Below are 11853 nucleotides of genomic sequence, written 5' to 3'. Positions count from 1 at the left end.
AACTTTACATCCAGCATTTTCTCTTAAAACTTGGACAGTATTTTATACTCCATTTGCAAACTCTTAAGCTAACGCAAACAACAGTGCTTTGTGGAGTAATCTCATCATTTCCTCCCGCCAAGCTCTTCAGTTCCTCTTCAGATACTTTGCTTACAAAATCCTTATTTTTCATTTTATACCCCCCTTTCCTGAAAAATAATGAAATTCTAATATATGTAATACCCCTTCAATATAACATATACCATATTTAATAATATATGTAAATGATTTGATCTTATTTTCATATTTTTATATGTGATTTTTAACCTTCATTTAAACTTGTCTTAACTTTATTAAGGGAGAGTATTGTTTTAGGGGGGCAAATTCCCTCTTTATTCTGATTCAAATTCCCCCTTTTTGCACCAAGCAATGATTTGTCAACTTACGAAAAAAACCCTTTAGATTGTCTTTATCTAAAGGGTTCCAAGTATGCTGGTATTGGTTAGTAAGACTTCCCTCCCACATCACATTGCAAACCTTCTGCAGAATTTTTTATTTTCCCGTTTCCTCTGCAATCACCCGCTCAAACACCTCTCGAGCCGCAGCCCCGGCGATCCGTTCGCTGCCGATGATAAAGGTCGGCACGGCGGTGATGCCGGCTTCTTCATAGGCGTGCCTGATCGCCTGCTGTTGTGTTTTCCGGTACTTTCTCGATACCAGCGCATCTTTAAAAGCCTTCCCATCCAAGCCTGATTCTTTTGCAAGCTGTGCGAGAACCCCGATGTCGCCGATGTTTTGCTTCTCCTGAAAAAATGCCTGATAGACCCTGTCATTGTATGCTTTCGCTTTGCCGTGCTCTTTCGCAAAATGATAGCCTTCATGGGCCAAATCTGTATACGGATGCGGGGAAACGTTCGGAAGTTTCATATTGACATCCCACGCTTCAATTCTCGGAGCAATGGCGCTTTCCCACATCGCCAATTTCGCCGGATCGTTCAGCGGATCCAATGGCTCGTAAGGACGCGGCCGCAGTTCGAACGGCATCCATTCCACCTCCACATCCTTTCCTTCAATTGCTTTCTCAAACTGGTCTTTTCCGAGAAAACAGAATGGGCAGACGTAATCGGAGTATACTTTAACTTTTATTGTCATGTTGTTTTCCTCTCTTTATTTATTCGTAACAATGGTAGTTACAAACGGATTATCTGTCAAGAATGATTGACAAGCTCCAAAAAAGTACTATACTAAAAAGGACAACATGTTGTCTAAAGGAGTGGGAAAATGGATTTTTCAAAAGAGCTTAAAGATTTGTTCTTGATGCAGCAAGCGTACGCAACGCTGTTCTCGGTTTTAAACAAAATTCAAATTCGCGGTGATGAATATTTTGAAGACTTAACGTCAAGGCAATTTATGACGATTGTCGCTATCCTCCATCTGCCTGAGGATGAAACGACCATCAATAATATTGCCAAAAAGCTTGGTACGTCAAAACAGAATATGAACAGACTCATCAACAGCATCGAAAAAAAAGGATACTTGCTCACAGAACCGAGCAAGCGGGACAGACGTGCGGTCAATGTTAAAATCACCAATTTAGGAAAACGGATCATGGAAGAATGCGGCGAAAAAGCGATTTATTTTATGGCCGATCTTTTCAAAGAATTTACGACGGAAGAAATCGAAACACTGTGGAACTTGTTGAAAAAGCTGTATCGCTATGACGGAGAACAGCAAGATGGCTTTGAAGAAACAGCGCCTGACTTTGAACTCGAACAAAACCGCGAAGAGCTGCAAGCCAGGGTGTTACAGGAATTTTCAAGACGAAGAAAAGGAGATGTCACGTGAATCACATTGTCGAAGTTGAACATCTAAAAAAACATTATAACGAAAAAGCGGCCATAGACGGGGTCAGCTTTGAAGTGAACAAGGGAGAAATTCTCGGCCTTTTGGGCCCGAACGGAGCCGGAAAAAGTACAATGATCAATATTTTAGCAACCGTTTTGTCTCCTACAAGCGGAAACGTAAAGATCTTCGGCTATGACCTAAAAAAAGGTGTCAAGCATATTAAGCAAGGGATCGGCATCGTTCCTCAAGACCTTGCGATATTTGAGGAAATTTCGGCCGAGAAAAACGTGCAGTTCTTCGCCGGCCTCTACAACCTGAAAGGAAAAACTGTGGATGAGCAGGTTGAGGAAGCATTGAGATTAGTACGTTTATACGATCGTAAAGACGACAAACCGAAGACATTCTCGGGCGGGATGAAAAGAAGGTTGAATATTGCATGCGGCATCGTCCACCGGCCACAGCTCATCATCATGGATGAACCGACCGTGGGGATTGATCCCCAATCCCGAAATCATATTTTGGAATCGATAAAAACGCTGAAGGACAACGGAGCAACGATTATCTATTCAACCCACTATATGGAAGAGGTTGAAGCCATTGCGGACCGCATCATTATCATGAATGAAGGGCACATCATCGCTCAAGGGACAAATAAAGATTTACACCAACATGTTAAAGATGAAACCACATACGCCTTCCACTTAACGCAATGCGAACGGGTAAACGTCAACCTGATTCATCAAATTGAAGGAGTAATCAACGCCCATCTGACAGGGGATACCCTTGAAGTCACCGTTGACCAGTCAAAGGATAACCTTAGTGGCATCATCGCGACACTGACGACAGAAGGCTGCCAAATTGTCGGCATGACGAGCAAAAAAGCTTCTTTAGAAACGGTCTTCCTTGAACTAACCGGAAGATCCCTGCGAGATTAGGGGGTAGTTCGTATGATCTTGAAAATGATCAAGTTTGACATGGTGAATATCGTCAGAAATCCTACTCTGCTTTTTTCAAATACAGCCTTCCCGTTCATTTTGATTGCGATAATGGGGTTTGTGACGAAAAACACTTTCGAAGGAAAAACCGTCAGCTCATACGATTATTATGGGGTCAACATGACTATTTTTTCCGCAATGCTGATTGCGATGACAGCTTCAAACACGTTTATGGAGGAAAAAGTGAAGAAGGGAAATATCCGAATGGTATATGCCCCTGTTTCCAAGGCTTCCATCTATCTATCCAAATTGCTGTCCACTTATATTTTCGGAACCATTTGTTACTGCACTGTTTTATTTTTAGGCCAAACACTTTTTCACTTGAACCTTGGCGGACGGTATCTCCCGTATTTGATGCTGCTAATTGATGCCCTGGTGTTGTTTGGCTGCTGCTTCGGCACGATGTTCTGCTGCATATTCAAAAATGAAGAGCAGGCAAACGGCATCATGCAAATCCCAGTCGCCTTTTTCGTCTTTTTTGGAGGCGTGTTTTTCGGTGTTCACCGGCTTGGAGAAGCGATCCATTTGATCTCGACATTTTCGCCGGTTTATTGGGTTTCTGAATGTGCGTTCCAGCTCATCTATGATCACGATTTCAGCCTCTTCCTGCCGGTAACTTTATGCCTTGTGCTGGCCTCGATTGTCTGTACTGCCGTTTGCCAAATCGCATTTAAGCCGGAGGGATATGTATGACAATAACTGTGTTTAGAAACCGGCTGGACCGGATGCTAACAAAAAAAGCGGTCTTGATCATTGCAATTGTGGTCATACCGCTCATGATCGGAGCAGCCATCTTCTTTTCCAGCCAAACGATTGTAAAAGACAAGGTTGCTTTTATAACCGATGATTCTCTACATATACCAAGCGATCCGAAAATAGACGTCGTACAAGTCGATAAAAAACCTCCCTTCTCCTCGCTTGTATTAGGACAGTACAACTTTTTGGTCGAAAAAAAGGGAAGCGGCTATAAGGTCACAACGTTAAAAAATGAAACAGATCAAAAAAGGATTGAACAATTTTTCAAAACGGGACACCTCACGGAAAGCTACCGGGGGGATGACCAAATCCGCAATGACCGCGGGATCGGAACGAACATTTTAGGGTTTATTGTGATGCTGGTGTTCATGCAGGGCGTTGCCGTCACTGCTCTGTACCCGGAGGATCGCACGATCGGTGCATTCAGGCGAATGCTTGCGTCACCTTTAAGCGTCGGCAAGTATTTGTTCGCACAGTCGATTTTTACTTTTCTATGTTTGTATATTCCATCCTACGCAGCCATTGTCATCACTAGCAAACTTTTCGGTGCTGATATCGGCTACAGTTTTGAAATGCTGGCCGTGTTGATCGGAATTCTGACGGCACTGGCGACGGGGTTTTCAATATGTATGACCTCTATTATGAAACGCAATATCAATTTAGCGGCAAGCGGAATTAGTATCGTTACCTGTGTGCTTGGCGGCTGTTTCATTTCGTTTACGAGCAGCAATCCCATCCTGGAGGCGATCTGTACGATTCTGCCGCAAAAAGCGTTCATGACGTTGATTCACGGCGTAGAAATCGGACGGAGCGCGATGGAATACAAAGGTCAGATTATCTATTTGTTCATTTGGACGATCATGCTTTGGCTCATTGGAGTTTTTATCACAAAACGGAGAATATGCAAGGGAATTTATGAATAGCGGTTCTAAAGTCAGTACGCTGACTTTAGAACCTTATTTGTTTATTAAAAATCTTTCTTCTCTGGAACTTTATAAGATTCATAGCGTAATAGTATTCGTCAGGAGTAGAAGAATGATCACAAGATGTTTAGTTCATAAAACGAAATAAAGGAGTTTAATTATGAAAACAGAGAACAAACAAAACAGCTTAAAACCGTTTTTCTCATTGATTCTCTCGACCGGCGTCCCTAAGCTTGCATTGACCATCGGTTTGGCCGCAAGCCTCGTTACATCGGCAGTCGGACTGTCAATCCCGCTGTTGACCAGGGAATTGGTAGACGGATTTTCCGCCAATTCGATCAGCATGGGCTTAGCGGGCATCCTTGCGCTCGTTTTTATTATGCAAGCGGTCTGTGACGGATTTTCAACCTACTTTCTTGCCTATGCAGGGCAAAAGGTGGTCGCTTCTTTGCGGGAACGGATGTGGTTTAAACTGCTGCGCCTTCCTGTCCGCTACTTTGACGAAAAGACGAGCGGCGAAACGGTCAGCCGCGTCGTCAATGATACCGGCATCGTCAAAGGTTTAATTTCCGAGCATTTTCCGCAGTTCGTTTCGGGGCTGATCACGATCATCGGCGCCGTAATCATTCTGCTGATTATGGATTGGAAAATGACGCTTCTTATGCTCATTGCCGTCCCGATTACGACCGTCATTATGGTCCCGCTCGGCATGAAAATGCAGACAGTGTCTAAAGCATTGCAGGACGAGACCGCTTCGTTTACAGGAAATGTCCAGCAGACATTAAGCGAAATCAGGCTGATGAAAGCATCGAACGCTGAAACAGCAGAAGAAACAAAGGGGGCATCAGGCATTGCAAAACTGTTCACATACGGCCTGAAAGAAGCGCGCATTTTTGCGTTTATTTCCCCAATTATGCACTTTGTCATTATGATCGTTATCGTCGCGATCATCGGCTACGGCGGCATCCGCGTATCAGAAGGCACGATGACAACCGGCTCGCTTATCGCCTTTTTGCTTTATCTCTTTCAAATCATTTTTCCGATTACAATGTTTACAATGTTTTTTACTCAGCTTCAAAAAGCAAAAGGCGCCACAGAGCGGATTATCGACATTTTGAATACGGTAGAGGAAGAAGGCCGCGATGGGAAGGAAATGGATATCTCAGACAAAGCGATACACGTTCAGAACGTGTCCTTCTCTTACACCGATGATGAGCCCGTCCTTCGCAATGTATCCTTTGCCGTCGAACCCGGCCAAATGATCGCGTTTGCCGGTCCGAGCGGCGGCGGGAAAACGACGATGTTCGGCCTGCTTGAACGCTTCTACGAACCAAGCTCAGGAGTCATTACAATCGGCGACACCCCGATTCAGGAGCTGTCGATGAAATCGTGGCGCAGCCAGATCGGCTATGTATCACAAGACAGCCCGATGATGGCCGGGACGATTCGCGAAAACCTTTGCTACGGATTAGACAATGCAGATGGGATCAATGATGAAAAACTATGGGAAGTAGCCAAAATGGCGTTTGCCGATGGATTCATCAAGCAGTTCCCGGACCAGCTCGATACAGAAGTCGGAGAACGCGGCGTCAAGCTCTCGGGAGGACAGAGGCAGCGCATCGCCATCGCCCGCGCCTTCCTGCGCGACCCGAAAATTTTAATGATGGACGAAGCGACGGCAAGCCTTGACAGCCAATCGGAAGGCATCGTCCAGCAAGCGCTCTCCCGCCTCATGGAAGGACGCACAACCTTCGTTATCGCCCACCGCTTATCAACGATCGTTGACGCGGATCAGATTATTTTCATCGAAAAAGGCGAGATTACCGGGATGGGGCGGCATCATGAGCTGATTGCTTCCCATGCGTTGTATCGGGAGTTTGCCGAGCAGCAGTTGGCATAGTGTAAAATAAAGGTGTCCTGAATAAGATCGGGACACCTTTTTATCTAGCTTTTTTCGATTTTTGTAAAACAAAACTGAGTTCCAGTTTGATTGGATTGTAAAGTATAAGTAATATTGAGCATTCTTGATATGTCATCGATGATGTTTAATCCAAGCCCCGCTCCTTTCCGGTTCATATCAAAGCCGGTGCCGTCATCCCTAATAGAAACACTTTCATTTTCAATGGCTACCTCAAGTTTTTTCGCTTTTGAATGTTTTAACGCATTCTGAAAAATGTTATCGAACATCCTTTGAAGCCATAATTCGTTGCTCGTCCATGTCAACTCTTGATTTGTTCTGCGGTATACGAGTTCAATTCCGTGGATGGTATACAAATAACCCCACTTTTTCGCCATGCCGGCTAATACAGCATTTACATTCACTACATCGTTTACAATATACGAATCCTCTAACGTGTCCGTGGAATATAAATGAAATTCATTAGATAATTCAGCGATATATTGAATTTGCTGATATAGCGATTCAAATACGGCTTGATCATGGTATTGACCTTCCAAATCAAACAATTGCAATCTGAGGGCTGTTAAAGGCGTGTTAATATCATGCCTTAATTTTTGCAAAAGCTCCTTTTTCATTTCCTCTTGCTGTCTTAGTTCAAGTTCCCGGTATGTTGTCCTTTCGATTAACAAATTGACAGACTTAATCAGTTCGCCAATTTCGTCATCGTTTTTGACTTCCAGTTTATCAGGAATTTTTTTATCTTCGGCTAAATGCCGAATGGTTTGATTCAATATATTGATTTTACGCAGCAAAGAGTTAATGGATTTTGAAAATAAAAGCGCCAACAATAAAAGTGAACATAAAAATACGACCAGCATTGCTGTATACGCAAAAGACCTGTGAAAGGGCATGCCATGATTCATCTGCTTAAACATGCTTTCATAAATCATCGACATCAAAATGCTAACCGCCAGCAATATCACAGGCACACTAATCACGGCCGTAAATAGTAACAACTGATATTTTTTCTTCAGCTTCATTTCTTCACAAAGGTATTCATCCGATACCCTTCTCCATATATATTTTCGATAATTTCACCCGCTGAATCATTGATTTTCGCTCTGATTTTTTTAATGTGCACATTCACGATATTCGGGTTTCTGTCTTCGAGCTGCCACAGATAATCAAAGAAATGCTCCTTCGTTAAAATGCTGTTCCTGTTTTCATATAAATAAAAGAATATTTTCCGCTCAATCGCAGTAAACAGCACCTCCTGATGCAAGCTCCCGTTGAATACCTTTTTGGTGTCTGCATCAATATATACATGTTTGATCTGTGTAAAGGTGCCATAATGATGCTCCAGCATATTCTTCATTCTTAAGAGCAGCTCTCTCGGATCAAAAGGCTTGACCATATAATCCTCGCCGATTCTCAAACCTTGAAGCTTGCTGTCCATGTCATTGCGGGCAGAGAGAAAAATAATGGGAATGTTCAGCCCTAAATCTTTTATTTTCTTAGACATTTGGTATCCGTCTTCCCCCGGCAGCATGACATCCATAATGACCAAATCCGCCTTCTGAATGATCGAAAGCACATCCTCTCCGTCGGTTTTCCAACTGACATCGTACCCTTCACGCTGCAAAATCTTTTTCAGCAGCTTGCCAATCATCACATCGTCTTCCACGATTAAAATATGATAACCTTTCATCTTAACGAACCTTTCTCATAAACTCCATGGAAAGCTTATATATTTGATCAGGCTGATATAAATAAATACTGTGTGTACCTCTCAGCTCTTTCACATCTGCTGTATTTAATCGAGCCGCAAACGCCTCATAATCTTTGCGGTTTTGGATTGCATATTTCGAATTTCTATTTTGATCAGAAACGGCATCTAAAAACAAAATCGGGGTTTCTTTTGGCATCGGAAGATTTACGGATTTGTTGCCGTTATGGTAAGACTGTAAAAGTTCATGCTCCATATCTGAATTGAAAAATTGCTTAAAATAAATGGCTTTATATATTTCTTTTTCGTGTTCAGTTAAAAAAGTCTGCCGCAGCACTTCCGGATTATATGCAGCAGAAGGCATCAGCCGATGAAAACCGGCTGAAGTCAACAGATGGAAGCCTCTCACTTGCAATTGATCCATCCAGCTCATTTTATACGTCACATACTGCTGAGGCAATCCAATATCCATCGCGATAATCGCCTTGACTTCATCAGGATATTTCTGCGCCCAATAAATTGCTTCGATCCCGGATATGGAATGAGGCATTAAAACATAAGGAGGTTTATTCCCGCTTTTCATAAGGGCTTTTCTCGTCTGTTCCAATATTGTATCAATATCTCTGTCATCATCATACTCATCACTGTATCCATAGCCCGCCCGATCGACTACAGCAATCTTGTTTTCTTTTGAAAACTTGCTGTACAACCCCTTCATCTCGTAAACAGGCGCAGCGATCCCCGAACCGGGCATTAACACAAATGTATCCTTGCCGCTTCCTTCTTGATACACATTCATCTTCTTACCATCAACTTCGACTAATGTGCCTTTGCCTTTCAGGAGGGCTGCTTCCTTGTTTAATTGATAATGGTGGTATATAAAAACGGTTAGGGACAACAGCAGGATCACGGCAGCGATTGCGCCAAAAAAGATTTTTAGGACTTTCAGTAATTTTCTCATATTGATCTCCTTCCATTTGATATTGAAAGGATACGATATGAAAATAAATTTCTGATTAATTTTTAGAATTAAAAACACTTTTGACATTCCCCTTACGGAAAGGTGTATAACAGAATGGAACAAAGAATCATTCAAGAACGGAGGTGACCTCTTGCTGTCGATTGGAGAATTTTCGAAGGTATGCGGAGTTTCTACAAAAACGCTGCGATATTATGATGAAATCGGATTAATACATCCTGATGAAATTAATCCTGAAAACGGATATAGATATTATTCCATCGGGCAGCTAAAAAAGATGCTTTTGATCAACCGTTTGAAGTCTTTTCATTTTTCTTTGGAAGAAACCAAAATCATTTTGGAGTTGGATGATGAAAAGCTTTATACTGCCCTTCATCGCAAGAGAAATGAACTGCAGGAAAAGTTACATGATCTTGAATATGCTCTTAAACAAATGAGCACTGATATTTCAAATTTAGAGAAGGGCATTCCAATGATGGCTTCTCTCGACAAAATAGAAGTACAGCTTGTCGAAACCGGGCCAATGAATCTCCTTTATATCCGTCAGATGCTGAGCAGCGACGATTATGCTGCAGGATATGGAAAGTATATCAGCAGGCTTTATGAAAAGATTGCCGACGAAAAGCTCACCTTGCTTGGTATGCCGATGACGATTTACCACAGCCAGGAATACAACCCTAGCGGCAATGATACGGAGTTTGCCTTCCCGATTAAAGAACCCGTACAGGGAACGAGAGATTTCCCCGGAGGCCTTTGTGCGATGTCTGTTTTAAAAGGTCCATATTCAGAATTGACATCGGTATACGCCAGGCTGAGGGAATGGGTAGAAAACGAAGGATACGAATTGGTGAGTTCGCCATATGAAGTATACGTAACAGACCCTAATCAAACCGCCACGCCTGAAGAACTTGTGACCGAGGTGTATTTTCCCGTAAAGAAAAAATAGAGAGGTATCGATCATGCAAAACAACGACTGGCAAGCAAAAGACCCGAGAACCTTGGATATGGACTCTGAAAAACTTTCAGAGCTGGAACCTATGATCAAATCGGAGTACAGCAATATAAACGGTATTGTTGTTGTGAGAAATGGATATATCGCTTACGAAAGATATCATAATGGCTATGACCCCGATGATATGCACCATGTCGCATCTGTTACGAAAAGCATCGTCTCAGCTCTCATCGGTATTGCAATTGAGGCAGGATATATCAAAGATGCCGATCAAAAGGTGCTGGACTTTTTCCCAGAATACGATCCTGCCGATAAGACAAAACAAGACATCACCATACGCCATCTTCTCATGATGACGGCTCCCTATCCATTTAAGGACTGGCACGAACCGCTCGACAAGATGTGTATGCAGCCTGACTGGGTAACGTATACGCTGGATATGCTCGGCCAAAAAGGCACGATTGGAACTTTTAAGTATTCCACCGCAGGTGCGCACCTGCTTTCTGCCATCATCACCCGGAGTACGGGACAAAGCGCCCGTGAGTTTGCCAACAAACATTTATTTGCACCAACCGGCATGAAAGAAATCCCGGATTATAACATGACATCATTTGGCTTTGACGACCTTTTCGGAAAAAACGTGAAGGGCTGGGTGAACGATCCGGACGGCAACTCTGCAGGCGGATGGGGGCTTACGCTGACTCCACGGGATATGGCGCGTTTCGGTTTTTTATATGTAAACGGCGGAATTTGGAATAATCAACAAATTGTTCCGGAGTCGTGGGTTGAAGAATCAACAGCGATGAACCCAAATCAATACGGTTATCTATGGTGGCTGCGTGAAGAGGACGGCGTTTTTGCACACTGTGCGCTGGGCGATGGCGGCAATGTCATTTGCTGTATTCCGGAGAAAGACCTGGTCGTAGCGATTGCTTCAGAATTCATGAAGAACCCTCGTGATAGGTGGACACTGATGAAGGAATGTATAATCCCGGCTGTCGTAGACTAGCGGCGGATTTGAAAAAGCTGCCGTGTTCTATTTGCTCTTTTCCAAGCGTTCAAATTAAAATGGGTTTAATCTCGTTTAGGTTGTCAGCCTGCCCGCCTCATCCAAACGTTAAGGGGGTCACAAACATGAATTTTCAGCTCAAAGAAGCAATCGAAATTCTGGAACGCACGCCAAAAACGCTGAGCTATATGCTGACCGGATTATCGAACTCGTGGATCAATTGCAATGAAGGTGAAGCCACATGGAGCGCCTTTGATGTAGTCGGCCACCTGATTGAAGGGGAAAAGAATAATTGGATCCCGCGAATCGAAATGATCCTGACAAAGGGAGAAACGGAAACATTTTCTCCTTTTGACCGTTTCAGTCAACTTCAGCAAAACGCCGACAAAACAATCGAAGAGCTGCTTAGTGAGTTTGCAAAGCTTCGTCGGGAAAACGTGGAGACACTGCGGCGGCTGATTCACACGCATACTGATTTTGAAAAAACGGGTGTACACCCTGAGTTTGGTATCGTCAAACTAAGAGAGCAGATCTCAACATGGGTGGCTCACGATCTCACCCACATATCGCAAATCGCAAGGGTGCTGGCGAAGCGGTATCAAGAGGATGTCGGGCCCTGGAAGGCTTATTTGCGGATTTTGAACAGCTGATGGTACACGTAAATATTTTTACTCCAGAACAATCTTTGAAAACATATTATTGTACCTTCTGACACGATCTTGAACGTTTTTAGAAGTTCTTCTGGATATAAAAACCCCCTTGGGTTACCTTGAACTGACCCGTTAAAAT

13 protein-coding genes are annotated in these 11853 nt (G+C 43.2%); 8 read left to right on the top strand and 5 right to left on the bottom strand.

Features of this window, described 5'->3' with window-relative positions:
- Positions 1-4: 4 nt before the first annotated feature.
- On the bottom strand, positions 5-172 hold the full coding sequence (locus tag AB447_RS25605) for a class II lanthipeptide, LchA2/BrtA2 family (protein WP_156183560.1): 168 nt from the start codon (positions 170-172) through the stop codon (positions 5-7).
- Positions 173-531: 359 nt separating this feature from the next.
- Positions 532-1131 carry a DsbA family oxidoreductase gene (locus AB447_RS00060; RefSeq protein WP_048352808.1) on the bottom strand — a complete coding sequence of 200 codons (600 nt, stop codon included), beginning with the start codon at positions 1129-1131 and terminating at the stop codon, positions 532-534.
- Between the two features lie 129 nt (positions 1132-1260).
- On the opposite strand from AB447_RS00060, the gene AB447_RS00055 reads away from it, so the two are divergent.
- The 5 genes from AB447_RS00055 (at position 1261) to AB447_RS00035 (ending at position 6398) form a co-directional block, all read left to right on the top strand.
- Positions 1261-1824: a MarR family winged helix-turn-helix transcriptional regulator gene (locus AB447_RS00055; RefSeq protein ID WP_048352807.1), complete on the top strand. Its 564-nt coding sequence runs from the start codon at positions 1261-1263 to the stop codon at positions 1822-1824.
- Positions 1821-2759 (top strand): ABC transporter ATP-binding protein, encoded by a 939-nt coding sequence (locus AB447_RS00050; RefSeq protein WP_048352806.1) that lies wholly within the window; start codon positions 1821-1823, stop codon positions 2757-2759. Before AB447_RS00055 ends, AB447_RS00050 begins: the two co-directional genes overlap by 4 nt.
- Before the next feature lie 12 nt (positions 2760-2771).
- Entirely contained in the window at positions 2772-3512 is a 741-nt protein-coding gene (locus tag AB447_RS00045) for an ABC transporter permease (protein WP_048352805.1), read from the top strand.
- Positions 3509-4498 carry an ABC transporter permease gene (locus tag AB447_RS00040; RefSeq protein ID WP_048352804.1) on the top strand — a complete coding sequence of 330 codons (990 nt, stop codon included), beginning with the start codon at positions 3509-3511 and terminating at the stop codon, positions 4496-4498. The genes AB447_RS00045 and AB447_RS00040 overlap by 4 nt, the downstream gene beginning before the upstream one ends.
- A gap of 160 nt (positions 4499-4658) precedes the next feature.
- On the top strand, positions 4659-6398 hold the full coding sequence (locus AB447_RS00035; protein WP_048352803.1) for an ABC transporter ATP-binding protein: 1740 nt from the start codon (positions 4659-4661) through the stop codon (positions 6396-6398).
- A gap of 44 nt (positions 6399-6442) precedes the next feature.
- Here AB447_RS00035 and AB447_RS00030 read toward each other — a convergent pair whose 3' ends face one another.
- Genes AB447_RS00030 through AB447_RS00020 form a run of 3 tightly spaced genes read right to left on the bottom strand, consistent with a single transcriptional unit; the run spans position 6443 to position 9085 of the window.
- Entirely contained in the window at positions 6443-7438 is a 996-nt protein-coding gene (locus AB447_RS00030; protein WP_048405777.1) for a sensor histidine kinase, read from the bottom strand.
- The gene (gene ybdJ / locus AB447_RS00025) at positions 7435-8106 is read right to left on the bottom strand and encodes a two-component system response regulator YbdJ (RefSeq protein WP_048352802.1); all 672 of its coding nucleotides are present in this window, start codon (positions 8104-8106) and stop codon (positions 7435-7437) included. The genes AB447_RS00030 and ybdJ overlap by 4 nt, the downstream gene beginning before the upstream one ends.
- A 1-nt stretch (position 8107) precedes the next feature.
- Positions 8108-9085, bottom strand: coding sequence for an alpha/beta fold hydrolase (locus AB447_RS00020; protein WP_048352822.1), 978 nt, complete (start codon positions 9083-9085; stop codon positions 8108-8110).
- A gap of 151 nt (positions 9086-9236) precedes the next feature.
- Between AB447_RS00020 and AB447_RS00015 the strand changes: the two genes are divergently transcribed.
- The 3 genes from AB447_RS00015 (at position 9237) to AB447_RS00005 (ending at position 11714) form a co-directional block, all read left to right on the top strand.
- Positions 9237-10049 carry a MerR family transcriptional regulator gene (locus AB447_RS00015; RefSeq protein ID WP_048352801.1) on the top strand — a complete coding sequence of 271 codons (813 nt, stop codon included), beginning with the start codon at positions 9237-9239 and terminating at the stop codon, positions 10047-10049.
- 13 nt (positions 10050-10062) lie between these two features.
- The gene (locus AB447_RS00010; protein ID WP_057957380.1) at positions 10063-11064 is read left to right on the top strand and encodes a serine hydrolase domain-containing protein; all 1002 of its coding nucleotides are present in this window, start codon (positions 10063-10065) and stop codon (positions 11062-11064) included.
- Positions 11065-11189: 125 nt separating this feature from the next.
- Positions 11190-11714 carry a DinB family protein gene (locus AB447_RS00005; protein WP_048352800.1) on the top strand — a complete coding sequence of 175 codons (525 nt, stop codon included), beginning with the start codon at positions 11190-11192 and terminating at the stop codon, positions 11712-11714.
- Positions 11715-11853: the final 139 nt, after the last annotated feature.

Source organism: Bacillus glycinifermentans (assembly GCF_001042475.2).
GTDB classification, from domain to species: Bacteria; Bacillota; Bacilli; order Bacillales; family Bacillaceae; genus Bacillus; species Bacillus glycinifermentans.
The sequence above is the reverse complement of the archived record's forward strand: the minus strand, read 5'-3'. Positions and strand labels throughout refer to the sequence as shown.